The organism is Bacillus licheniformis DSM 13 = ATCC 14580 (assembly GCF_000011645.1).
Taxonomy (GTDB): Bacteria; Bacillota; Bacilli; order Bacillales; family Bacillaceae; genus Bacillus; species Bacillus licheniformis.
This window is the reverse complement of sequence record NC_006270.3, coordinates 671417-694792: the sequence shown is the minus strand read 5'-3', so window position 1 is coordinate 694792 and position 23376 is coordinate 671417. Positions and strand designations below refer to the sequence as shown.

Below are 23376 nucleotides of genomic sequence, written 5' to 3'. Positions count from 1 at the left end.
TTGATGAATTGGAAATAAAAAAAGGCGCTCGTTCAAATGAACAAGCGCTTTTTCCTACAGCCTATTTCAAGAAAATGAAATAAAGAATAAATACGACAGCCAGTCCGTACATAATCGGATGGATCTCTTTTGCTTTGCCTTTAAAAATCATCGTGATCGGGTAGAAAATAAATCCGATCGCGATTCCGGTGGCGATGCTATATGTCAGCGGCATCGCGATCATCGTGAAGAATGCGGGCACCGCAATCTCAAATTTGGTCCAGTCGATTTTGTTGAGATTCGCCACCATCAGCACGCCGACGATGATTAAAGCAGGCGCCGTCACTTGTGAAGTGATAACGCTGAGTACGGGCGAGAAGAACAGCGACAGCAAGAACAAAACGCCGGTTACAATCGCCGCAAAACCGCTTCTCGCTCCGGCCGCTACCCCGGCGCTTGACTCAACATAAGCGGTCGTTGTCGATGTACCAAGGATCGCTCCGGCCACAGTTGCGGAAGAATCGGCAAGCAAAGCTCTTCCCGCGCGCGGCAGTTTGTTATCCTTCATCAAACCGGCTTGTGATGCAACACCCACCAAAGTACCGGCCGTATCAAAAAAGTCGACGAATAAAAACGTTAAAATGACGACAAGCATTTGCACCGTAAAGATATCATGAAGGTGGATAAAGGCTTGTCCAAATGTTGGCGCAAGACTAGGAACGGCACCGACGATTTTGTCAGGAACGTCAATCTGTCCGAAAATCATGCCGACAATCGCCGTGATCAGCATCCCGAAGAAAATGCCGCCGTTGACGCGCAATACCATTAAAATGACAGTGATGATCAGTCCGAAAACAGTCAAAAGAACGGGACCTGAATGAATATTCCCAAACGACACAATCGTATCCGGGTTGGATACGACGATTTTGGAGCCCTGCAAACCGACGAAAGCGATAAACAGGCCAATCCCCGCACCGACAGCCATTTTCAGCTCATAAGGAATCGAATTGATAATTTTTTCCCTTAAACCGGATAGCGAAAGAACGATAAAAATAAGTCCGGAAACCATAACGCCTGAAAGAGCCGTCTGCCAAGGAATCTGCATATTCAGGATGACTGAGAATGCAAAGAATGCGTTAAGCCCCATTCCGGGCGCCAGAGCGATCGGATACTTCGCGAGCAGCCCCATGATAAAACAACCGACGGCTGCTGCAACCGCGGTTGCCGTAAAGACCGCGCTTTGATCCATTCTCAATGCATCCGGGAAATTTTCCACCGACGCCAGAGAAAGGGTAAGCGGGTTGACGATCAAAATATATGCCATGGACAAAAATGTGGTGAGTCCGCCGATCATTTCTCTCCGATAATTTGTGCCCAATTCTTCAAACTGAAAGTAACGCTTCAAAATGGTATACTCCTCTCGTTTGTCTGTCGCTTTTATTGTTTCATAAACCTTTGCTTTTAAACAAAAAACGCCCCAACTGGCGGGACGCTTGACTACGGCATATTTCATACTGAAAAAATGATTTTTCACGGATAAAATATTGTATACAAGCGTAGTCAAGCTATTTACGGTAGCTTGGTAGAAACTTATGGGCCATATCCCCATGATTATACGACAAGTCTTTTTTAAATTACTATACTATTGTAGCAATATCTAACGTTGAACACAATACAAAAAAACGAACATTCATGATTTTAATGTTCGCTTCGTTCGTTGTTTTTCCAAATTCTGATCGTGGTCTGAAGGGGCTCAATCCCCGGTTTTCTTTCAATTCAAATAAAACACGCTCTTTTTTTAGCGTGATATTCTGTTTCCGCGTCATATCCTCCGACAAGACCGCGCTTCGAACACCGTTTGAACTGTATCGTAGACTTTAATGCCTTGTTCAGTTGTCACTCTGTGATCGGAAGATTCATGGCACAGCGGCTGCGGCGATGAAAACGGAAGATATAAGCGTTATATCATCCAATCTACTGCTCCACCAATAAAAAATGCCCCAGCTTCATGCGGCTGAGGCATTTTTCTTATTCCCACTCGATTGTTGCAGGCGGCTTGCTCGTAATATCGTAAACCACGCGGTTAATGTGCTTCACTTCATTGACGATCCGTGTCGAGATTTTCTCAAGGACATCCCAAGGAATTCTCGCCCAGTCTGATGTCATGCCGTCAATCGATGTCACGGCGCGAATGCCGATCGTATAGTCATAAGTTCTTGCGTCTCCCATGACGCCGACGCTGCGGATATCAGGAAGAACGGTGAAGTATTGCCAAATATCTTTTTCAAGATCAGCTTTGGCGATTTCTTCGCGGAGGATCGCGTCTGATTCGCGGACGATTTCAAGCTTTTCCTCCGTCACTTCTCCAAGAACGCGGATGCCGAGGCCCGGACCTGGGAACGGCTGGCGCCAAACAATTTCGTCAGGGATGCCAAGCTCGGTTCCGAGCGCGCGCACTTCGTCTTTGAAGAGCGTATTCAGCGGTTCGATCAGTTCAAACTGCATGTCTTCAGGAAGGCCGCCGACATTGTGATGCGACTTGATCGTCTGAGCCGTCGCTGTTCCGCTCTCGATAATGTCAGTGTATAGCGTTCCCTGTGCAAGGAAGTCAATTCCTTTCAGTTTTTCCGCTTCATCGTCAAACACGTAGATAAACTCATTACCGATGATTTTGCGTTTTTGTTCAGGGTCTGAGACGCCTTTAAGCTTGTTCAGGAAGCGATCTTTCGCATCCACTTTGATCACGTTCATGTTGAAGCCTTCACTGAACGTTTTCATCACGCCTTCCGCTTCACCTTTTCGAAGGAGCCCGTGGTCTACGAAAATACAAGTCAGCTGGTCGCCGATCGCTTTATGGATCAAGACCGCAACGACAGAGGAGTCAACCCCGCCGCTCAACGCGCACAGTACTTGCTTGTCGCCGACTGTTTCGCGGATTTTCTGCATTTCAATCTCAATAAAGTTTTCCATTGACCATTCGCCGACGCATTCACAAACACCGAAAACGAAGTTCTTCAAAAGGTCGTTTCCGTATTCTGAATGGCGGACTTCCGGATGAAATTGAACGCCGTACCATTTCTTATCCTTCTTGCTCATTGCTGAGTTCGGGCAATGATGGCTTGTCGCATCAACGGTAAAGCCTTCTGGAACTTCAACTACTAGATCACCATGACTCATCCAGACGACTTGTTCGTTTGGAAGATCTTTAAACAGATCCGGTTCACCCTCGATATGAATGTTTGCTTTTCCGTATTCGCGCTGGCTTGCCGCTTCTACTTTTCCGCCAAGGTAATGCGTCATCAGCTGCATGCCGTAGCAAATTCCAAGAACAGGGATGTCCAGTTCGAAAATCTTTTCGTCGCAGCGGAAAGATCCTTCGTCGTAAACGCTGTTCGGACCGCCGGACAAAATAATTCCTTTCGGATTCATTTTTTTGATTTCCTCTGCCGTCAACGTATGAGGATGCAATTCACTATATACACCAAACTCACGAATGCGGCGGGTAATCAGCTGGTTGTACTGACTTCCAAAATCCAACACAAGAATCATTTCATTTACTAACTTCGTCATGGTGTCACCTCTTTATCAAATTGTCTTTTTGCACAGAAAAAATGGCGGCAGACACACGGCCGTCCTGCCCCCATTCACGGGACAAGGCCCGGCTTGTCCGATAGATAAGCCGCCGAGCCTGCCAGCAAGAATATATAAGGGTTTTTAATATTCACTTATTCTAACAATACGACTGAAAGCGGTCAAGACTATCTCTTTTTAATTAAATTTTCCCATAACTCCGCCGAATCATTCCAAAGCTTAGCGGCGTCTTCCTTTCGATACAAAGCCCGTTCATATTGAAGAGTCAAAGCCGTCATGTCCCCGCTTTGAAAGCGTTCATCAACCGTCTTCGCAAACTCGCGCAGCGTCTGGCCTTCTTCTTTTTGCATGCCTTGGCGCTTCAGCTGGCGGAGCAGTTCGTCGTAGGCTTTAAAGAAAACCGCTTCATCACGCCGTTTTTTCAGCCTGTTGATGATGATGTGCGGCATCCATTTCACCCTTGTATAGTAAAGCACCGCTGCAAACGCCAGCAACAGACCGAGTACGGCCGCACCAGTCAAAAGAGTACGGTCTGCATCATCGCTTCCGGCATGGGAATCGGCTTTGGCATCACGCTTTGCCTGGGATTCGGGCTTCTCTTTGTTGTCTTGTTCTTTTGCATCCTGCGGACGCTGGCCTTCATCATTTTTCTTATCATCTTCTTTTTTATCAGAAGCCGCGCCGGCTTGCTGACCGCTGGACTCTTCAACGAGCTGCTCGGGATTTAAAAAGCCTTTCGTCGGTTCAAACGTAACCCAGCCTTGTCCTTCAAAATACACTTCAACCCAGGAGTGGGCATTGTTGTTTGTCACCTCGTACATCGTGCGTTTCCGGTCTGCCGTCGTTCCTGCATATTCACCGGATGTGTAGCCTTTCACCCAGCGGGCCGGTATTCCGGCCGACCGCAGCAGTACGATCATAGCCGTGGAAAAATTGTCGCAGTAGCCGATTTTCGTCTCAAATAAAAACTGATCGACGTAATCCTGGTCTCCTTTAGGAACAGCGACATCTTCCGTCTCATAAGAAAATTCGGAAGAACCGAGATACTTCTCAATCGCTTTCGCTTTGTCATATATATTATCTTCGTCTTTCGTTAAATCGTGCGCCAATGTTTTCACGCGGTCGGGAAGGGAAGTGGGAAGCTGCAGGTACTTCTCATGGCTCCTGGCCCATTTCCCCTCCGACTCCAAGCTGACTTTCCTCAGCTGATCGACATCAAAGACGGGTGATTTATAGGTGACCGAATAGCTTTCCAGATTCTGAATGTCCGCGCCTGTCTTGCCGGCCGGTTTTATTTTCTCCGTATTTAAGTTCATGCGGAGCGGCACAAAGAAATTATTGAGCTTGATTTCGGTCGTCCCGATCGGATACAGGACATGATCGTACCGGTAAGCGGGATCGATATCGACGATCGCTTTGCGCGTTTCGGTCTTCACGCTTTCGTCGTACCACTGGTAATCCAGTTTATCCTCTTCAAGCTGAATGGATGCGCCTGATTTTTCGTCTTCAATCCAGCCTTTTCCTGTATAGCGGCTTTTTGTTTCCACCCTGAAATAGCTTCGTTCATTTCCCTGCCATGTAAATACCCATGTATCGTCTTTTGAAAATGGACCGCCCAATGCCTCATCATTCGTTCCATAGCCGACTTTGCTTCTGCCTGAGGAAGCAAAATCGCCGGTCGCAGCCGTCTGCAGAAACGGCACCGGATCAGGCCAGACGGGATCGGCTTTTGGCGAGACCGCGCCGATGCACACGGCGGCGGCAGTCATCAATAAGAGCGGTGCAAACCATTTGGCAAACCGCGATTTCGAGGATTTGAGCGCTTCTGATTCCCTGATCCGTTCCAAATACAGCAGGCCGAGAAGCAAAAAGCCGATCAGCACGATCCTGACGATCGCATATGACGCGTCAAACGGCGTAAATGTATCGATCACCGCGACATAAACAACGGTCATAATAAAAAAGAATAAAATTCTGCGCTGATAGATCACCCAGTAGTGCAGCAAGTATACGAGCAGCCAAAGAAGGACGTAAAAGAGCAGCGTCCGAAACAACGGCGACATATCCCGCCACATGCCGGAGAAAATATAGGAGAAATTTCGCTTTAAATCCTGGAAAAACAGGGCAATCCATGAAGGTGAAAACACCGATCCTTCGTAAAAAATCGTGTGCAGTGCAAACAGAACGAAGCCAAGGCTGACCGGAAATCTGATAAACCAAGGGACCTTAAAAAATGTAAGCAAAAATACAAGAGCGATAAATAAAATAAAAAAGACGGTGTGCCCCGTATCGGTAAAATACTGCAAAGGACGGAGCCACTCCCACAGCAGCAAAAAAGTCAGCACATAAAAAAGCAATAAACCGAACCTGTTTCTTTTTCCCCCGGACAACATTTTCTCACCTCGCTTCAGCCAAACCCCGGGAAAAATGTTCCCCGTAAATGACGTTTACTTCGATTCCCCGCGCTTTTAAATGCTGGACAGCCGCGCTTTCCTCGCTTGATAGATCTCCGCCTTTTTTCTTCACCAAACAAATGACGGGCCGCCCGCCGGAGAGCGGTTTCTTCAAAGCCTGCACCAGTTCGATCGTGATGCGGCTTGTCACAATATATTTGACGGCTTTTCTCATATCGGAATGTCCCAATTCCCCCTCTATCAGACTGTGAAACGGCTGGACTGCATTGCAGTCGGCAATCGCCAAGTAGTAGAACAGCTTTCTCAGCTGCTCTTCCCCCTGCCGAACCGGGAAGACATTCCGCTCCTTACCAATGGAAACAAGCCCTGCATTCGTCCCGCTCCGCATTGCCGAACGAATGATGGAAGCGGTAAACGTGACGATCTCTTCAAAAGCCTCAGACGGGGACTGATCCATAAAGACGAGCAGGTCATCCCCTTTCGTCTGCTCAAATTCCTTCGTCATCAGCTGGCTGCGGCGGGCTGACGTCTTCCAGTCGACCCATGCAAAACGGTCGCCCGGCTGATATTCTCTGATACCTGACGCCAGTGTACTGTCCTTGCGGCGAAGCTCTGAAACGCGGCCTGCATGCTCGTCATAAGAGCCTCCGCTGGCGCGGTAAGCGATCTCCTGATAGGAAGGCAAAACGAGAAAGGAAGCTTCCAATTGAATCTCGCATTCCCTTTCCAGCAGGCCGAGCGGATCACCTGTACGGACTCTGATTTTTGCTAAACGGTGGTCTCCTCTCGGAACCGAATCGATCGTGTACGCCATTTTAATTTCTTTTTTAAACCAAGGAAAGAGAAGCTGTTTGGCCTCTGCCGAACCCCTGTTTTTCCCCAGCGAATCAGGCAGGCAGTCTTCCACGATCATAAACATGATCGGAAAAGGCCATTTTCTCTTCAGCACGACGAAAGCCTCCAATTGATCACCGGCTTTATACTGCCCTTGGCTCAGCCTCCGCTCCGCTGTCAAGTTCTTCAGCGGATAAAAAGCAAACAGGAAAGCATAAAGCGCAAAGGGGAGAAATGAGTAGAACAGAAACCAGCTGACAAATCCCCCTTGAAACATCGCATAGCAAAACGTTGAAGCAAACAGAAGAAACAGAATAAACAGCTTCCATCCGTACATCACAAGACCGATGCGCTCTCTCATCAGCTGCTCATCGGCCTTCCGACGGGAACTTCGGTTTTTGACATGATGTCCTGAAGGACAGCTTCAGGCCGCTTTCCTTCAAATTTCGCCTCTGACCGCAGGATCATTCTGTGCGCAAGGGTAAAAGGCGCCAAATACTGAATATCATCAGGAATGACATAATCGCGGTTATATAAAAATGCAAACGCCTGAGCCGCCTTCATCAAGGCGATTGAGCCGCGCGGACTCACCCCGAGATAAACGGCGGAATGACTCCTCGTTTTTTGGGTGATCCCAACAATGTATTCTTTAATCGCAGCGTCTACATACACCTTTTCAGCTTCTTTTTGAAATGCGGCAAGCTCTTCCTTCTCTATGACAGGCTCAATTTCCTCAATGGGGCTGCGGTTTTCCTGAAGATCGAGCACTTGAAGCTCTTCGCGGACTGTCGGATATCCCATTCTCAGCTTGAATAAAAAGCGGTCAAGCTGAGCTTCCGGCAGCGGGTATGTCCCCTCATACTCGACAGGGTTTTGCGTGGCCATCACAAAAAAAGGCTTTGAGAGCGGCATTGTCACACCGTCTACTGTCACACTTCCTTCTTCCATCGCTTCCAGAAGCGCCGACTGGGTTTTCGGCGATGTTCTGTTGATTTCATCGGCGAGGATGATGTCCCCCATAATCGGACCTGAACGGTATTCAAATTCCAGCGTTTTTGGATTATATATGGAAACCCCTGTTACATCTGAAGGCAGTAAATCAGGCGTAAACTGGATTCTTTTAAATTCAGCGCCTGTTGATTTTGCCAGGGTGCGAACCATCATCGTCTTTCCGACGCCGGGTACGTCTTCCAGCAGAACGTGTCCGTTTGCAAGAATGGCAGTCAGGCTTAAAACGGCAATATGTTTCTTTCCTACCATTACTTTGTCAATATTATCAGCTACTTTTCCCAAAACGGGATGCAGCATTTCTTCGTATGACATCCTCTTCCTCCTCATTGCTGACGAATCGAATTTATTTAACTTTACCATAAACGATGTGCTCCCAGAAAACAACTGACTGGCGGAAAATAGAATTTTGTCTTTTTTCATTTCGAATTTACAGAGTGATGAAAGTAAAAAAAAGCGGTCAGTGACCGCTTTTTATTTTTCTTTAGAAGGCTCTATGTGAACATGGGAATGAACGATCGAGTGCTCCTCCTGCATTCTTCTCTCTATTTCATCGGCGATGTCATGGCTTTCTGCAATGTTGAGATCTGACCTTACCTCCACGATAATTTCCACGTGGATGGCGCTGCCCAAATAACGCGCTTTTACATCTTTGATGTTGCCGACGCCGGGAACTTTCCGGATCGTTTCTTTATAGGTTGAAATATGTTTAATATCGAATCCGTCCGTCAAGGAATGGGCCGCCTCTTTAAAAATCCCCCAAGCCGTTTTGCAGATGATTAATCCAATGATAAACGCGGCTGCCGTATCGACCCATGCAAGGTTAAATTGCGAAGCAAAGATGCCTGCGAATGTTCCGATGCTGACATAGGCATCTGATTTATTATCGGCGGCGGCTGCATAGAGGGCATGGCTGTTCACCTTTTTTGCCAGCCTTTTATTGTAGAGGAAAACCAAAAACATCACGACGGCGCTGCCTGCAGCCGTCCAGGCCGCAATCATGTCCGGTGTCGTTTCCTTCGGATTAAACAGCATTTCGCCCGAGCTGTACAGCACTTCAAGACCGACCACCATCATGATAAATGAAGCGATCATCGAGGCGATCGTCTCAGCGCGGAAATGTCCGTACGGATGGTCTTCATCAGGCGGCTTCTGCGAAATCCTGAGGCCGATCAGCACCGCTAATGAGGCGATAATATCGGTTGTATTGTTCAGTCCGTCGGCTCTGAGGGCTTCGGAGTGAAATGCAAGCCCGACGGCCAATTTAACAGCCGACAGTACAAGGTAAGCGATGATGCTGACCCATGCCCCGGTTTCACCTTTTTTTAATTCATCATACCGTTCCATAAAAAGCTTCCTTTCCCATCCGAGTTTTCGCTTTTAATCATACAAAGCAAAACTTGAGTGAGTCTATAGAAACATGATTCACTTCTTGCAGAAATATAGTCAGAGTAGAACTTTTTTTATTTAAGGAAACAAATTTCAGTTTGGTCAAAACCGTTAAAACCCGCTCTATATAAGGATTTTTCGAAAACCTCAAATTATTCAAGCGTCATAGGATGGAAAGGACGGTTTCTTCTTTCAGAATATTTTTTCTTTAGAATCCATGAATGATTCTTCTGAAAAACATTAAACAAACTCAAAATTTAAACGATATTAAAAAAGTCGAAAATAGTCCTTAAAGCTCTGACGATTAAAATATCATAATAAAATAGACTTTTTCCTTTTTTTGGATTATTATGTTTCAGACATTATTACATAGATTATGAGGTGGACATTACGATACATGCACCGACAATGGCCAGCGCAGATAGCAACCTTTTTATATCGCTGCTGCAATAGGAGGAACTGTCGGCGTCAGCCTGGCATATATCGTTCCGCTTATCCTGCTTTTAATCGGCGGATGTAAAGCATTGTTCAGCGGCGGGAATAAAGGCCTTGTCTATAAAAATGGTGGTTCTATGTCACGATTATTGGCTCCATCGTATTCGTCATGATGTTCGCTTCAAGCGGCTCTTCTACTCAAGAGAGCAAATCGTCCGGAAGCAGCGCAAAGACGACAGCCGCAAAAACTAGCGAAGAAAAAAGCAATGACGATGCCAAAGAAAAAACTGAATTCGGTTTAAATGAAACAGCTGATCTTGACGGCACACACATCACAGTTACTAACGTTAAAAAATCGATGGGCAATGAATATTTCAAACCAAACAACGGTAATGAATATGTAGTTGCAACACTTAACATAGAAAATAAAAGCGATAAAGATATTTCCTATAACCCGCTCGATTTTCAAATTCAAAATGAAGATGGACAAATTACGCACAATACGTTTGGACCATCAGATGATAACGACCTATCTTCTGGAAATCTGACACCAAACGGCAAGGTATCTGGAACAATCACTTTCGAGACTAAAAAGAGCAAAACATATAAAGTTATCTACACTCCTGAATTTTGGAATGACAAAAAGATTACTTTCAACCTTAAATAATTCAAAAAAACTTGCAAAGAAAACTTTGCAAGTTTTTTTAATTGCATTTCTTCCGCCCAAGTACGATCGGATACCGGTTCAACAAAAAGATGCAAGGCACCATTACAAGCAATGTCATGCCGGTGTAAAGCGCGCTCCACAACAGGGAGCCGTATGTCTCATCAAGGGAAACCTGTGTGAAGTAGTAGACGACGGCTTTCAGCATCCTGATGACCGGATAGTGCAGTACGAGAATGATCAGCGAGTTTTTGCCGAGGAATTGGAGAAGCCTTGCTTTTTCAAGGTGAAAGCTGCTGAAAATGACGCCTGCCGTCCCCAGAAATGAGGTCATATAAAAGAGCGCCATGTTTCCGTACTCATTGGCCCTCATATCCACTCTGACGTTCAGGGTCTGCAAGCAGCCGACCGCGATGAATAAAAGAAGCGTGAGCAGCAGCATTCTTCGGTCTCTCATCTCTTTCAGATTATTTTTCAACAGAAAACCGGCCGAATAAAAGACGATGGCGGTCAGGGCCACTTCAATATTCCACGGCAGCTTGATGCCGAGATATTGATAATTCAAAAAGCCTAAAGCGGCTGAGACCAATACGGCTATGACGATAAACAGTCTGCCTTTCCCCCATCTCTTCACGATGAAAAACAGTATTTCAACGATGAATAAGCATGTTAAAAACCAGAGCGCCGGGTTGTGTGTCAGCTTGTAGTCATCAGGCATCGAATAAAAAATCCCTTTAAACGGTACAACCGGGTCGACATCCGAACTGCCGGTGAACGTAAAATGCCTCTCGACGAGAACCCAGAATAAATAGGCAAGAACGGAGAAGATGAAGTACGGCAAAAGGAGCGTCTTTATTTTTTTTAAGAGAAAAGATGTAAAAGTCATATTCCCATCATGGTAAACGAGGCCGGACAGAAAGAAAAACAGCGGCATATGAAATGCGAAAATGAACGTTTTCAGCCAATCCGGCGTCGGTGTATGGCCCAATACGACCAATATAATTCCCACGCCTTTCGAAACATCAATCCACTCTATTCTTTTCTGCAACACGGGTATCTCCTTTCAGACCGCTTCGCCCCATAAGAAAGGGTTTACACATAATGTACCATCATCCCCGCCTTTCTTCCTCCGCGAATCACGCCTCAAGGCGATTTTTAATCGTCAGGAAATATTTTGTTCATCTTCTTGTAATGATCGATTCTATTTTTTAACATACTCAGCACATACTGCGTTTCTTATTCTCATCATGAGGAACCAGACCATGCAACCCGTCTTATAATGTAATGATCTTTTCATCAGAACAAAAGAGGACAGGTGAAACATGAAACTTGAAAAATTCGTTGACCGGCTCCCCATTCCGCAAGTGCTTCAACCCCAAAGCAAAAGCAAGGAAATGACCTATTATGAAGTCACCATGAAAGAATTTCAGCAGCAGCTTCACCGCGATCTGCCGCCGACTCGGCTGTTTGGATATAACGGAGTTTATCCCGGCCCTACCTTCGAAGTGCAGAAACACGAAAAAGTCGCAGTCAAGTGGTTAAATAAGCTTCCGGATCGCCATTTTCTCCCCGTCGACCATACGCTTCACGATGACGGCCATCACGAACATGAAGTGAAGACGGTCGTTCATTTGCACGGAGGCTGTACGCCTGCTGACAGCGACGGATATCCTGAGGCTTGGTACACAAAAGACTTCCATGCAAAAGGCCCTTTCTTTGAAAGGGAGGTGTATGAATATCCGAATGAGCAGGATGCTACAGCTCTTTGGTATCATGACCATGCAATGGCCATCACAAGGCTGAATGTATATGCGGGGCTTGTCGGTTTATATTTTATTCGCGACAGGGAAGAGCGTTCATTGAACTTGCCGAAGGGAGAATATGAAATCCCGCTTTTGATTCAGGATAAATCATTTCATGAAGATGGTTCATTGTTTTATCCGCGGCAGCCTGACAACCCTTCGCCGGATCTTCCGGACCCGTCGATTGTTCCGGCTTTTTGCGGTGATACCATTTTAGTCAACGGCAAGGTATGGCCTTTCGCTGAACTGGAACCCCGAAAATACCGTTTTCGGATACTGAACGCCTCCAATACGAGAATCTTTGAGCTGTATTTCGATCATGACATCACATGTCATCAAATCGGCACGGACGGCGGTCTTCTGCAGCATCCGGTCAAAGTCAATGAACTGGTGATCGCGCCGGCTGAAAGGTGCGATATCATCGTTGATTTTTCACGAGCAGAAGGAAAAACCGTGACACTGAAAAAACGGATCGGCTGCGGCGGACAAGACGCAGATCCCGATACTGATGCCGACATCATGCAATTCCGCATCTCAAAACCTTTGAAGCAAAAAGATACAAGTTCATTGCCGAGAATATTGAGAAAGCGCCCATTTTACCGGAGACACAAGATCAATGCCCTCAGAAATCTGTCATTGGGCGCGGCCGTTGACCAATATGGAAGACCTGTTCTGCTTTTAAACAACACAAAGTGGCATGAACCGGTAACCGAAACACCCGCACTCGGCAGCACTGAGATCTGGTCGATCATCAATGCCGGAAGGGCGATCCATCCGATCCATTTACATCTTGTTCAATTTATGATTCTCGACCACCGGCCGTTTGATATCGAGCGGTATCAGGAAAACGGAGAACTTGTTTTTACCGGTCCGGCAGTTCCTCCGGCACCGAATGAAAAGGGGCTGAAAGACACCGTCAAAGTACCCCCGGGTTCAGTGACGCGCATTATCGCCACCTTTGCGCCGTACAGCGGCAGATATGTTTGGCACTGCCACATCCTTGAGCACGAAGATTACGATATGATGCGCCCTCTTGAAGTGACAGATGTTCGTCATCAATAAGAAAAAGCCTCCGCATTTGGAGGCTTTTAAAAAAGCACAAATCATCAAAAAAACCATCGCTTGATCCTGTACAATAGGATCATCAAATCGTAAAGGCTGTGGATGAATATGAATGATTACGAAAGAATTCAAAACGCGGTTCAGTTTATCGAAGAACACCTTCAAAACGATTTAAACATCACGGATATTGCGGCTAAATCGTGTTTCTCCCCATTTCATTTTCAAAGGCTTTTTCAGGCGATCTCCGGTTTTTCCGTTTATCAATACATTCGCAACCGGCGTCTGTCTGAAGCTGCGCTTCTGCTTGAGAAAACAGACCGTTCCATTCTCGACATTGCAATCAATTTCGGCTATGGCTCACAAGAAGCTTTCAGCAGGGCTTTCTCACAGTACTTCGGCATCACTCCGGCCAAGTATCGCAAAGCGAAGGTCAAGCTTGATTTTCAATCTAAAATTAATTTCCTCGAATATAAAGAAAGGATGACTGGAGATATGAACATCCCAAAGCCGCACATCACTCATTTAAACGACATACATATGATCGGATATGAGTACCGGACAAATTTAAACGATGAAAAGTATTTCGAAGATATCCCGAAATTCTACAACGATTTCGGCAGAAATGGATACTTTATGCAAATTCCTCAAAAAACGGATCCGAATATGTGTTACGGGCTGTCATGCCGCTTCCAGGATGACGGAGGTTTCTCATTTATTATCGGGGAAGCCGTTCGCGAAACAGCAGCCGGGGAAGTGCCGGAGCCGCTTATTTATACGAAAATTCCCGGCGGCAAATACGCCGTATTTCATGTAAACGGATCGACTGAATCAGTGCAGAACACAAGAAGATACATCTATGGATCATGGCTGATGAATACCAATTACGAGAGAACAGAAGGACCGGACTTTGAAGTGACTGATGTGTGCCGTTCCGTACCGCCGAACGAGATGAAGATGACCATCTATATCCCGCTTCTGTAAAAACGCCGGGGAACCTTCTGACCACAGGTTCCCCGAATCCTTTTATATAGATTTCAGCGCCTCGGCGGGCGTTTGATCACCCGAAACCAAATCGAACGAACGACGGAATGTGTGCTCCTCGGTGAGCGCCGCCAAGATGGTATCGGCCACATCTTCACGCGGAATCGTTCCGCGCTCAAGATTTTCCGCGGCTTTCACCCGGCCTGTGCCCGGTTCGTTTAACAGGCCTCCCGGACGGATAATCGTGTAGTTTAATTCGCTGCCTTCAAGCATCCGATCCGCATAATGTTTGGCGACATAATACGGCTTTAACGCTTCATTCCAATTTTCACGGCGGTGTGCCTGCAATGTGCTGACCATAATAAAGCGGCGAATGCCTGCTTTTTCGGCGGCTTCGATCGTTTTAACCGCCCCATCCAAGTCGACCAAAAGCGTTTTGTCAGCGCCCGTATTGCCGCCTGAGCCGGCGGTAAAGACAATCGCGTCGCAGCCCTCCGCCGCTTCTGCGATGCTTTCAACGGTGCCTTCTAAATTAGCGAGCGCTGTTTCTGTTCCCGATTGTTTCAAAGCTTGCGCCTGCTCTTCATTTCTCACCATTGCCCTGACCTGATGTTCGCTGCTCTCATTCAAACTTTTCGTCAAACGGCGCCCGATTTGTCCGTTCGCCCCCACTACAAACACTTTCATCTGCTTATCCTCCTTGTTGCCAGTTTCTTATTTCATTATTTCACTGTCCAGATAATTGTTCAAACCGTCCGCTCGCCAAAATGCGCAAATGCTAAAAAGGCTTCCCATCCTAACTGCAGGCAGCCTTTCAGATCGTTGACAAAATAGGTCGGACTTTTATATTCTGTCCTATTTTTATGCAATTCATTCTGTTTTCTGGCGATGAGGACTCTTTCAAGTCAAGTCGCCGGATTTTTGAGATTTTGGCAGCAATGTTAAACGTAAATTCGCCTTTTCTCCGCGGGCTGAAGCCACTTTTGTTTTTTATATCCGGACTGTTTATGCTCGAAGCCAAAAGTATGTTGCCAGTGCCAATAAAAGCAAATAAAGGCCGGCAATGAAACGAAACACCCCTTTTTTTTCGGAAAAAGGAGGGTTGATTAACATGACAATAATAGTGGGTGCGAATAATACAATGAGAAAATATTTGTATTCTATAAAAAACGTACATATGGAAAGAAGAATAGAAATATAGAAAACTGCGATAAAACCACTTCCGAACTTTTTCTTCAGCTCTCCTTTTTTTTCTTCAAGCAGATGATCTATCTGTTGTCTATTAAACATAATGACCTCCTATCAGAATTTATGTAATATAGTACTTCAATCATTGCAGCAAACAACGTAAGAATTGCGATAACAATAAAAAATATTTAGAACAACTAAAAAACAAACCAAGAAATACGGTATGTTGCTTTGGAGCGAAAAAGATAGTTTTTTGATTACATGTTTAAAGAGTACCATACACTAAATTGTTAAATCGAGGATTTTTTAGTTATTTTTGTTTGGGTAATCAGCGATTAAACAGGCTTTTATACCAAATTAAAGGCAATCCTTATAATTCAGAGAGACCTAATTCTGCAACTGCGATATCAAAAACTGGCTCTAATTTAAATTTAAGTGAATAGTAGAATTGCCGCCGTGCTCAAGCATAGCGGCTTGGTTTAAACCACTTTTGGTGACTTTGCGACAAACAAAAAGACTTCCCATTAGGTATCATGGGAAGCCTTTTTGTTTTCTATTCTATTCCGCCGATCTCATTGAAAGGGAAATAACGGAACTCAACTTTGCCGACAACGGAGTCCATTGTGATAAATCCGAAAAAGCGGCTGTCTTTGCTGTTTTGACGGTTATCCCCCATCACGAACAAGTGATCTTCCGGCACCTTTTGTTCACCTGTTAATTTCTCCAATGTGAAATTATCGGTTAAATGTTCATGAAGCGTCAGCTTTTGCTTGTTTTTCTTTAAATAAGGTTCATCGTATGCTTTTCCGTTTATATAAAGGACATCATCCTTCATTTCGATCGTATCTCCCGGGAGCCCGATCACCCTTTTCACATAGTTTTCATCCGAATCAGGCGCGTGAAAAATAATTTTATCAAAGCGCTGAATATCGCTGATCTTACTAACCATGACCATGTTGCCGTCCTCTAAAGTCGGATACATTGAATCTCCCAAAACGGTTGACGGCGTAAACAGAAAATAGCGGCAAACCATCACAAGCGCTGCGGCGATGACAAGTGTTTTCACCCACGATAAGATCTCTTTTTTTCTACTATTTTTCATAAGTACTCTCCTTCACTTCCGGATCGTTTCATCGGCATTCCGCTCCTTCTATCATATCAGGCCGTCCGTCTGAATGCTTTCCGCAAGCACCGGCAGGCGCAGCCGTAAAAAAATGGTTGATACATATAATATTAGCGGTTGAAACGAAAAATCCTTTATTCAATGTTGAATTTTGTCAGTTGATCAGCTTATTTACAGCACGAAAAACCGTTATATATGCACAGGCAAAACGCCCCTCTTTATAATACATTATCATATCATGACCCAAAGGCGGTGATTGCCTCAAAATGAGCAGCTACGAAGAGTACTATGACAATTACGATCCATACAGCCCTGAGCGGGAAAAAGAAAGACAGTCAATGAAAGCGCGGCGTTCGGCGGATAGTAATAAAACAGATAAAACGAATAAAACAGATAAAACAGCTAAAGCGGATAAAACGGATAAAACCCGCAGCTCTGACGATGACCGGTTCAAATGCAGAAAAAGAAAGTGCTTTTCTGATGACGATGACGACCGCTTCAAATGCCGCAGAATGAAGTGCTGACCGTTGATCTTTAAAGCCGATTCATATATGATAATCGGCTTTTTTACATAAAATCACGGCTTCACCGCTTCAAACCGGAACATTCATCCATCGGGTGAATACCATGTATCTAAAAGGAGATGGAAAGGAATATGAGTGTTCCGAAAGATGCCGCTTGCTCGATGCCCCATGATCATCAAAGGTCTTTGCACGATTTATGCCGCAAATACATGCACTATCACGTCGTGCTGAAAATGAAGGACGGCAGTTCTGTTCACGGCATTCTTGAAGGGGTGAACCGTCAGGAAGCATCTGTCCTCATTCCCGAAGACGTGACAGATGAAAGGCAGTTTTACGGCGGTTACGGATATCCGCGCCGACGATTCAGGCGGTTCAGGAGAAGGATCTTCCCGTTTGTTTTTATTGCTGCGCTGTATCCTTTTCCATATTATTAAGCAGAAGCCCGATATGATGCCAAATCCCTGAAACTTATTTCCCTTTGTTTCGTATATACAAAAACACGCAAACCTAGGAAGGAGATAGATAAATGGCATCTGCTAAACTGCAGCAGCGATTGGATCAATATAAAGCAATTTACTCTGAGTTAAAAAGCGATTTAAAATGGAAAGTCACAGATCAGCGGACATTAATGATGATTGCTTCCATGTATGTCGTCAACAAGCGGCCTTTTGATAAAGAACGGTTTTTAAATCTGAGTGAGGCTGTCAAACAGGCCGCCGGTACATTTTCGCCGTTGAGGTCAGCCCATCGCTACACTTTTGCCGCTATGTTTGACGTACGCTTCGAAGAACCTGAAACGCATATCAGACCTTTTTTCACTCTTTATGTAAAAATGACCGGCAACGGATTCAAAAAAAGTATTTTCACTTATTTGTCCGCTCTTATTCTTTTGACAAAATACCGTGATGAGCATGATCATGACAGCAAAATCAATCGGGCTTTGTCTATTTACAAAGGAATGAAGGACAAGCACGTTTTTTTAACATCTGCCGGCGACTACCCGCTCTCCGTGCTTTTGGCCGGTTCAGATATGGAGACAGGTGAACTGATTGACTATATCGAAGCGTTTTACCAAAAGCTTAACCAGGCGGGTTTTCGCAAAGGGAACGATTTGCAGTTTCTCAGCCACATCCTCTCGCTTATGCCGGAGCAGGATTCAGATCAGCTTGTCGCCCGCTCCCTCCGGATATACGATGAATTGACAAAAAAGCATAAAAGACCAAAGCCTGTCCATTACCCGGAAATCGGACTGCTCGCGCTGCTTGAGAACGGCGAAAAAGACATAGATGCCATCACTATCATGGCAGGCGCATTGAACAGCGATAAACTGTTCAGGTGGCAGAAAGACATGAATCTGAAAACGGCCGTCAACTTGTACATGAGCGAAAAAACGGAAGACCCGGCGCTTTTGGATACAGGGCTTTATCAAACGCTTGAAGCTGTTATTCAAGCACAGCAGACGGCAGCAATCGCCATTATGACAAGCTCTGCTGCAGCGTCTCAGGCAAACGGCTCATAAAAAAACAGCCGGCGCAGTCTGTTTGTGCCGGCTGGTGCCCGTTTATTCGTCAATGACCGTAAAGGTGTTGATGATCCCGTTTGTTTTTTCCCAGGCTTTGCTCACTTTTTTCGTATCCATATCATACGAATAGATCGTTCTCACCCTTGCTTCGCTCCCCGTTTCATCTTCAAGCAGCTTCGCATCTTTTGCTTCAGCGAGAAAGTAAAGCTTTTTCCCGTCTTTCGAGAATTGCGGCTGTGCTGAATCGACCAATGAAAATGCCTGCTGATCTGAAATGATCGCTTTGTATTTTTTCGTTTCGGCATCCATCGCATAAATCGCCTTCTGATCATCAGCCGATTCTGTAAAGACAATCGTTTTTCCATCCGGCGAAATTGCCACGTCATTGATAAATTTTGCTATCGTTCTCACCTTTTGCCGATCTTTCACACCCGCCATGGAAATGTTCATATTCGTCGGTTCGGGCGGCACGCCTTTGTTGTTCGCATCATCTGTTTTTTGATAGTCTTCCTTCAATGAATAATGCAGCATAACGAATTGATTGTCAGCTTTGTTGTACTGATAGTAGCTGACAGTTTCGTCCTTGTTTTTCAACGATGGATAGATGACATGAAACGCCTTTTGTTTTAAATCAAAGGAAGCAAGGTGAAAATTCCTCTCCTCCGCAAGGTTGTATCTCATGAACAGCTTCGAACCGTCCGCCGATAAACTGAGCCCGTCGACATATTCATCTCCTGAATATAGGGTTGTTTTTTTGCCCGACTGTAAATCCAGCCTGATCAAATGCTTCACATTGCTGTTATCGGTGTTTGTATAGTAAAGAATTCGTTTTTTCCGGTCTAATGCCATAGCCGGATAATCCGTCATCTTTTCTTCATACAGCTTATTTTGATTTTCATAGTAAGCGGTCATCAGCTTCTGATCGGTTATCGATACAAGCAGGTCTGAACCGCCGCTCTTTGCCGGCTCCGCTTTTTCCGGGACGAAATAGCGGACGGCCGCAAATGCGCCTGCGGCTAAAATGACTGCCGCCAACAAAACAACTGAAACTTTTTTCATATTCGACCCCGCCAATTGAAAGAAGCAAGAAAACGATTTTTCTTGCTTCATTTCTCCTATTTTTTATATGTATAATGTCCGGCTACCTTTCCTTTGCTTGTCGGAAATCCCAAAGCTCTAAAAGCTTTCGGGCTTACATCCAAAACAGCGCCCGGCATTCTGCCGACATCATATTTATAGACTGTAATGACTTTGTGCGGTTTTGCTTTTGAATAGGCTCTTATTTTTGTGCCTTTTCTCGGAACATCGAAGCCCATCTTTGTGGCGCAGTCCCAATGGCCGAGCCTCTTGCCGTCAGCGCCGATTTTGCCCACTCCGTTGTACCAAGTGATATAGCCGCTGACTTTTTTCGTTTTAGCACTCGCTTCACCGGCAAAATTAAAAGCCAATAGCAAGCTGCCTGCCAAAACAAAAACAGAAAAAAGTATCTTCTTCATATAAAAATATCCTCCGTGAATGGGATTTTTTTCTGACATTCAAATTATACCTTTTTTCATAGAAATGGTATTTTACAGTTTGTTTACGTTTAAAATGCAATTGTTACGCCCTGTTTTCTGCCAATCTATTTTGAATAGATGACACCTTTGCCCGGATCGTTCGTATATAAAAGCGAAACCGAAATGAATAGGATGATCACAGTGAAAAAATCGAAACTGATCTCTTTATCCGCGGCTGCGATGCTTTTAGCCGTTCCCTTATCAGGATGTTCATCATCCGCTTCAGACCGTTCACAGGAGGTCGCAGATGACCAATCCATTCAAAAATACGATCTCGTATGGTTTGATTACGTGAATGACAGCGAATCCGACAAAGCACCATTACTGAAAGCAGCATACGTGAAAGATGGAAAAGAAAAGACGGAGACTTTCAAAAAATATGTGGAAAATGTAGAAAATGTCGAACAGCCTTATATTAAAATCCGCGATCAGGAAGCCTTCATCTTTCGTCCCCCATACATTAAATATGATCAGGAGCCGCTTGAGGGCGTCGTCAAAGACAAAGTTGAACAAAAAAGCAGTGATGAACAATGAAGAAAAAAAGCGCTCCTCTTATTTTGATCATGGCGCTGTCCCTCTTGCTGCCTTTTGCTCAAGCAGAGGCAGCAGGCAGCAAAGGAGCATCCGGGGTGAAGGCTTCGAGTTCCTCGGCTAATAACAGCGCTCTAAAAACACGTGCGGGTTCAGTCAACCAGAGTATGCGCAGTTATATGAAACAGTCTGCGAGCCGACGATACTTAAACAAGAACAGTCAGTTCAACACCATTCAGCGGACACTGCCTCCCGATGCCCTGTACAAAGGAAGCATCAAGCGGACACTCAATCAAAATCCTGCTGGATCAGCCTTTTTGAATTACTACTTTCCATATTGGATGATCTTCCACGTAGGCGGATATACAGCGGAACAAAAAAACATCCTCCGTACCGCAGGAATCAAAGAAAAAGCGCTCTCTGAACGAAAAGAAAAAAGATATTGGCTGTTGATTGAAGATCAAAACGGAAAGAAACATGCCGTCCTCGTCTCGAAAAAACAATATGACAGCATTCAAAAAGGGGACCGAATTGAAGTGCGCCGCAAACAGATCACCAAAAAATAGCTGAAACAAGCGCCGGTCATCATCATGATGCCGGCTTTTCTCATCATGTCAAACAAGGGCTTGCATTGATGGAGACCGTCTGTTAAAATTCATTTCATAGCTAATAATTCTGAAAATAAAAAGGCAGGCGTCACGATTGAATAGATCCCCCCATCTTCGACAGGAAGAACACGACACCCTCAGCAAGCTGAAGCGCATGCCGATCGAATCCTTGAATCTTGAAGCCATTTCGGTCGCCACCAACCTTTACCGGTCGGCGCAAAAGCTCCGCGTCAAAATGGAGACCGAGGTCCTTTCCTCATATCAATTGTCTTGGACGGCTTTTTCGATTCTTTACGATCTATGGGTATGGGGCAGGCTTGAAACGAGAAAACTCGCCGAACTGTCAGGAATTTCAACAGCCACTGCGAGCAATGTCATTAAAACGCTTGAGAAAAAGAACTTTTGCGTCAAAAGCGCGGATCCGAGAGACCGCAGACACGTTTACGCCGAGATCACACCGGAAGGAAAAGCCGCGATTGAAGAGCTTTATCCGGCGTTCCACAAAGGGGAAACAATGCTGATCAAGGGCATGACAAAAGAGGAGCAGAATACATTGATCGAGCTCCTTCGAAAAGTGAATGACAATCTTCATAAACCATAAGCAACGACGGGAACGAGTAGCGGACTGTCTCCCTGTTCCAGAGAGCCGGCGGCTGGTGCGAGCCGGTACAAAGGCAGACGTGAATTACCTCCCTGAGCTTTCTTTGTGAACCTTCAAGTAGCAAAGAACGGGAAGCCGTTACCGGAAATTGAGCGGAAGATGAAGGTCTTCAATCAGGGTGGTACCGCGTGCATTTGAGCCACGTCCCTTATCGGGATGAGGTTCTTTTTTTATACAAAAAAAGGAGGAGTTATCATGCAGCAACAACAATTTGATCAACTGACAACTGCCGAAAAGCGGGAAGTCGAAAGGCAGCTTCACTTATATATGGACGGAGCGGAGGAGGTCATTCCCCCGGAGGAACTGCGGGCAAAGCTGGCCAAATCGATTTTGACCGGCGAACCGCTGAAAATTAAGCTCGGCCTCGATCCGTCTGCGCCTGACGTACATTTGGGCCACACCGTCGTCTTGAATAAGCTTCGTCAGTTTCAGGAAAACGGACATATCGTCCAGCTCCTGATCGGCGATTTCACGGGGAAAATCGGTGATCCAACAGGAAAATCCGCCGCCAGGAAACAGCTGACGGACGAAGAGGTCCGCCGCAATGCCGAAACATACTTTCAACAGTTTGGAAAAGTGCTTGATCAGAACAAGGTCGAGCTTCACTACAACTCAAAATGGCTTAAACGATTAACCTTGGAAGACGTCATTGAGCTCGCGGGCAAAATTACCGTCGCCCGTTTAATGGAACGCGATGATTTTGAAGAAAGAATCGCCATGCAAAAGCCGATTTCGCTTCATGAGTTCTTTTACCCGTTGATGCAGGGGTATGATTCAGTCGTTCTGGACAGCGACATCGAACTGGGCGGAACGGATCAGCATTTTAACGTGCTCATGGGCAGACACTTTCAGGAAAAGTACGGAAAAGAAAAACAGGTCGTCATTCTCATGCCGCTGCTTGAAGGGCTTGACGGCATTGAAAAAATGTCTAAATCAAAGAACAATTACATCGGCATCGATGAAGACCCTCATGAAATGTTCGGGAAAACGATGTCTCTGCCGGACAGTTTGATGAAAAAGTATATCCATCTTGCGACCGACTTGGAGGCGGAAGAAAAAAAACGTCTTGTCAAGGATTTGGAAACGGGGGCCGTTCATCCGAGAGACGCGAAGATGCTTCTCGGGAAAACCATTGTCAACATGTATCATGGAAGCAAGGCGGCAGAAGCGGCCGAACAGCAGTTTAAGAAAGTTTTTCAGCAAAACAGCGCGCCGGACAATATAACAGCCGTACACTGGCAAGGTGGCGGAACGGTGCCGGTCACCGATTTATTGGTGACGCTCGAACTCCTTCCTTCCAAAAGTGAAGCCCGCCGCATGATCCAAAACGGCGGCGTTAAAATCAACGGCGCCAAAGCGGAATCGATTCATGCGGACATTGCACTCGAACACGGCATGATCATCCAAGTCGGCAAACGAAAATTTGTCAAATTGCAAATGCACCAATAAACAAACAGCCTAATCATCCTTTTAAAGGGATCGATTAGGCTGTTTTTCTTGAAAA

At 45.5% G+C, this 23376-nt stretch carries 22 protein-coding genes, 1 riboswitch and 1 other annotated feature; of the genes, 10 read left to right on the top strand and 12 right to left on the bottom strand.

From position 1 onward, the window contains the following. Positions 1–61: 61 nt before the first annotated feature. The 6 genes from TRNA_RS24940 to TRNA_RS24910 all read right to left on the bottom strand — a co-directional run bounded on the left by TRNA_RS24940 (position 62) and on the right by TRNA_RS24910 (position 9173). Positions 62–1384 carry an NCS2 family permease gene (locus TRNA_RS24940; RefSeq protein WP_011197610.1) on the bottom strand — a complete coding sequence of 441 codons (1323 nt, stop codon included), beginning with the start codon at positions 1382–1384 and terminating at the stop codon, positions 62–64. Positions 1385–1516: 132 nt separating this feature from the next. Then, positions 1517–1618: riboswitch (purine riboswitch) on the bottom strand. 389 nt (positions 1619–2007) lie between these two features. Beyond that, positions 2008–3549 (bottom strand): glutamine-hydrolyzing GMP synthase, encoded by a 1542-nt coding sequence (gene guaA, locus TRNA_RS24930; RefSeq protein ID WP_003179516.1) that lies wholly within the window; start codon positions 3547–3549, stop codon positions 2008–2010. Positions 3550–3737: 188 nt separating this feature from the next. Next, a complete protein-coding gene (locus TRNA_RS24925; protein WP_003179513.1) occupies positions 3738–5963 on the bottom strand; it encodes a DUF4129 domain-containing transglutaminase family protein in 2226 nt (741 codons plus the stop codon). Positions 5964–5967: 4 nt separating this feature from the next. Next, positions 5968–7179, bottom strand: a complete 1212-nt coding sequence (locus TRNA_RS24920; protein WP_003179510.1) for a DUF58 domain-containing protein — start codon at positions 7177–7179, stop codon at positions 5968–5970. After that, positions 7179–8141, bottom strand: a complete 963-nt coding sequence (locus TRNA_RS24915; RefSeq protein ID WP_003179508.1) for an AAA family ATPase — start codon at positions 8139–8141, stop codon at positions 7179–7181. The genes TRNA_RS24920 and TRNA_RS24915 overlap by 1 nt, the downstream gene beginning before the upstream one ends. 159 nt (positions 8142–8300) lie before the next feature. Further along, entirely contained in the window at positions 8301–9173 is an 873-nt protein-coding gene (locus TRNA_RS24910) for a cation diffusion facilitator family transporter (protein ID WP_003179506.1), read from the bottom strand. A gap of 646 nt (positions 9174–9819) precedes the next feature. Between TRNA_RS24910 and TRNA_RS24905 the strand changes: the two genes are divergently transcribed. Beyond that, positions 9820–10317, top strand: coding sequence for a DUF4352 domain-containing protein (locus TRNA_RS24905; RefSeq protein ID WP_011201574.1), 498 nt, complete (start codon positions 9820–9822; stop codon positions 10315–10317). 37 nt (positions 10318–10354) lie between these two features. On the opposite strand, the gene TRNA_RS24900 is transcribed toward TRNA_RS24905, so the two are convergent. Continuing rightward, positions 10355–11365 (bottom strand): acyltransferase family protein, encoded by a 1011-nt coding sequence (locus tag TRNA_RS24900; protein ID WP_011201573.1) that lies wholly within the window; start codon positions 11363–11365, stop codon positions 10355–10357. Positions 11366–11636: 271 nt separating this feature from the next. Between TRNA_RS24900 and TRNA_RS24895 the strand changes: the two genes are divergently transcribed. Both TRNA_RS24895 and TRNA_RS24890 read left to right on the top strand, forming a co-directional pair. Then, entirely contained in the window at positions 11637–13178 is a 1542-nt protein-coding gene (locus tag TRNA_RS24895) for a multicopper oxidase family protein (RefSeq protein WP_011197606.1), read from the top strand. 108 nt (positions 13179–13286) lie between these two features. Further along, entirely contained in the window at positions 13287–14159 is an 873-nt protein-coding gene (locus tag TRNA_RS24890) for an AraC family transcriptional regulator (RefSeq protein ID WP_011197605.1), read from the top strand. Positions 14160–14201: 42 nt separating this feature from the next. Here the strand turns inward: TRNA_RS24890 and TRNA_RS24885 are convergent, their stop codons facing one another. The 3 genes from TRNA_RS24885 to lepB all read right to left on the bottom strand — a co-directional run bounded on the left by TRNA_RS24885 (position 14202) and on the right by lepB (position 16449). Beyond that, positions 14202–14846 carry an SDR family oxidoreductase gene (locus TRNA_RS24885; protein WP_003179492.1) on the bottom strand — a complete coding sequence of 215 codons (645 nt, stop codon included), beginning with the start codon at positions 14844–14846 and terminating at the stop codon, positions 14202–14204. A gap of 318 nt (positions 14847–15164) precedes the next feature. After that, positions 15165–15449: a hypothetical protein gene (locus tag TRNA_RS24880; protein WP_003179490.1), complete on the bottom strand. Its 285-nt coding sequence runs from the start codon at positions 15447–15449 to the stop codon at positions 15165–15167. A gap of 451 nt (positions 15450–15900) precedes the next feature. Further along, positions 15901–16449, bottom strand: coding sequence for a signal peptidase I (lepB, locus tag TRNA_RS24875; protein WP_003179488.1), 549 nt, complete (start codon positions 16447–16449; stop codon positions 15901–15903). A gap of 287 nt (positions 16450–16736) precedes the next feature. Here lepB and TRNA_RS24870 point away from each other — a divergent pair, with 287 nt between their 5' ends. The 3 genes from TRNA_RS24870 (at position 16737) to TRNA_RS24860 (ending at position 18513) form a co-directional block, all read left to right on the top strand. Further along, positions 16737–16994: a hypothetical protein gene (locus tag TRNA_RS24870; protein WP_003179485.1), complete on the top strand. Its 258-nt coding sequence runs from the start codon at positions 16737–16739 to the stop codon at positions 16992–16994. Positions 16995–17125: 131 nt separating this feature from the next. Further along, the gene (locus TRNA_RS24865) at positions 17126–17428 is read left to right on the top strand and encodes a hypothetical protein (protein ID WP_003179483.1); all 303 of its coding nucleotides are present in this window, start codon (positions 17126–17128) and stop codon (positions 17426–17428) included. Between the two features lie 92 nt (positions 17429–17520). Then, positions 17521–18513 carry a DUF4003 domain-containing protein gene (locus TRNA_RS24860; protein ID WP_011197603.1) on the top strand — a complete coding sequence of 331 codons (993 nt, stop codon included), beginning with the start codon at positions 17521–17523 and terminating at the stop codon, positions 18511–18513. 42 nt (positions 18514–18555) lie between these two features. Here TRNA_RS24860 and TRNA_RS24855 read toward each other — a convergent pair whose 3' ends face one another. Further along, entirely contained in the window at positions 18556–19575 is a 1020-nt protein-coding gene (locus TRNA_RS24855) for a PD40 domain-containing protein (RefSeq protein WP_003179477.1), read from the bottom strand. Positions 19576–19631: 56 nt separating this feature from the next. Continuing rightward, the gene (locus TRNA_RS24850) at positions 19632–20012 is read right to left on the bottom strand and encodes an RlpA-like double-psi beta-barrel domain-containing protein (protein WP_009329156.1); all 381 of its coding nucleotides are present in this window, start codon (positions 20010–20012) and stop codon (positions 19632–19634) included. Positions 20013–20204: 192 nt separating this feature from the next. On the opposite strand from TRNA_RS24850, the gene TRNA_RS24845 reads away from it, so the two are divergent. The 4 genes from TRNA_RS24845 (at position 20205) to tyrS (ending at position 23321) form a co-directional block, all read left to right on the top strand. Continuing rightward, complete coding sequence (locus TRNA_RS24845) at positions 20205–20606, top strand: hypothetical protein (RefSeq protein WP_202604420.1); 402 nt, start codon at positions 20205–20207, stop codon at positions 20604–20606. Next, positions 20603–21169: a hypothetical protein gene (locus TRNA_RS24840; RefSeq protein ID WP_003179472.1), complete on the top strand. Its 567-nt coding sequence runs from the start codon at positions 20603–20605 to the stop codon at positions 21167–21169. The genes TRNA_RS24845 and TRNA_RS24840 overlap by 4 nt, the downstream gene beginning before the upstream one ends. 196 nt (positions 21170–21365) lie before the next feature. After that, positions 21366–21812 (top strand): MarR family transcriptional regulator, encoded by a 447-nt coding sequence (locus tag TRNA_RS24835; RefSeq protein ID WP_223307103.1) that lies wholly within the window; start codon positions 21366–21368, stop codon positions 21810–21812. Further along, positions 21807–22024: a binding site (T-box leader), on the top strand. (Overlaps the previous gene by 6 nt.) Positions 22025–22067: 43 nt before the next feature. Beyond that, positions 22068–23321, top strand: coding sequence for a tyrosine--tRNA ligase (gene tyrS / locus TRNA_RS24830; protein ID WP_003179468.1), 1254 nt, complete (start codon positions 22068–22070; stop codon positions 23319–23321). Positions 23322–23376 lie beyond the last annotated feature (55 nt).

Bases quoted from the DNA above. Each gene is read 5' to 3' on its own strand.
- guaA (WP_003179516.1), bottom strand. From the start codon at position 3,549: ATGACGAAGTTAGTAAATGAAATGATTCTTGTGTTGGATTTTGGAAGT.
- TRNA_RS24925 (WP_003179513.1), bottom strand. From the start codon at position 5,963: ATGTTGTCCGGGGGAAAAAGAAACAGGTTCGGTTTATTGCTTTTTTAT.
- TRNA_RS24920 (WP_003179510.1), bottom strand. From the start codon at position 7,179: ATGAGAGAGCGCATCGGTCTTGTGATGTACGGATGGAAGCTGTTTATT.
- TRNA_RS24915 (WP_003179508.1), bottom strand. From the start codon at position 8,141: ATGTCATACGAAGAAATGCTGCATCCCGTTTTGGGAAAAGTAGCTGAT.
- TRNA_RS24910 (WP_003179506.1), bottom strand. From the start codon at position 9,173: ATGGAACGGTATGATGAATTAAAAAAAGGTGAAACCGGGGCATGGGTC.
- TRNA_RS24905 (WP_011201574.1), top strand. From the start codon at position 9,820: ATGATGTTCGCTTCAAGCGGCTCTTCTACTCAAGAGAGCAAATCGTCC.
- TRNA_RS24895 (WP_011197606.1), top strand. From the start codon at position 11,637: ATGAAACTTGAAAAATTCGTTGACCGGCTCCCCATTCCGCAAGTGCTT.
- TRNA_RS24890 (WP_011197605.1), top strand. From the start codon at position 13,287: ATGAATGATTACGAAAGAATTCAAAACGCGGTTCAGTTTATCGAAGAA.
- TRNA_RS24885 (WP_003179492.1), bottom strand. From the start codon at position 14,846: ATGAAAGTGTTTGTAGTGGGGGCGAACGGACAAATCGGGCGCCGTTTG.
- TRNA_RS24880 (WP_003179490.1), bottom strand. From the start codon at position 15,449: ATGTTTAATAGACAACAGATAGATCATCTGCTTGAAGAAAAAAAAGGA.
- lepB (WP_003179488.1), bottom strand. From the start codon at position 16,449: ATGAAAAATAGTAGAAAAAAAGAGATCTTATCGTGGGTGAAAACACTT.
- TRNA_RS24870 (WP_003179485.1), top strand. From the start codon at position 16,737: ATGAGCAGCTACGAAGAGTACTATGACAATTACGATCCATACAGCCCT.
- TRNA_RS24865 (WP_003179483.1), top strand. From the start codon at position 17,126: ATGAGTGTTCCGAAAGATGCCGCTTGCTCGATGCCCCATGATCATCAA.
- TRNA_RS24860 (WP_011197603.1), top strand. From the start codon at position 17,521: ATGGCATCTGCTAAACTGCAGCAGCGATTGGATCAATATAAAGCAATT.
- TRNA_RS24855 (WP_003179477.1), bottom strand. From the start codon at position 19,575: ATGAAAAAAGTTTCAGTTGTTTTGTTGGCGGCAGTCATTTTAGCCGCA.
- TRNA_RS24850 (WP_009329156.1), bottom strand. From the start codon at position 20,012: ATGAAGAAGATACTTTTTTCTGTTTTTGTTTTGGCAGGCAGCTTGCTA.
- TRNA_RS24845 (WP_202604420.1), top strand. From the start codon at position 20,205: ATGATCACAGTGAAAAAATCGAAACTGATCTCTTTATCCGCGGCTGCG.
- TRNA_RS24840 (WP_003179472.1), top strand. From the start codon at position 20,603: ATGAAGAAAAAAAGCGCTCCTCTTATTTTGATCATGGCGCTGTCCCTC.
- TRNA_RS24835 (WP_223307103.1), top strand. From the start codon at position 21,366: ATGCCGATCGAATCCTTGAATCTTGAAGCCATTTCGGTCGCCACCAAC.
- tyrS (WP_003179468.1), top strand. From the start codon at position 22,068: ATGCAGCAACAACAATTTGATCAACTGACAACTGCCGAAAAGCGGGAA.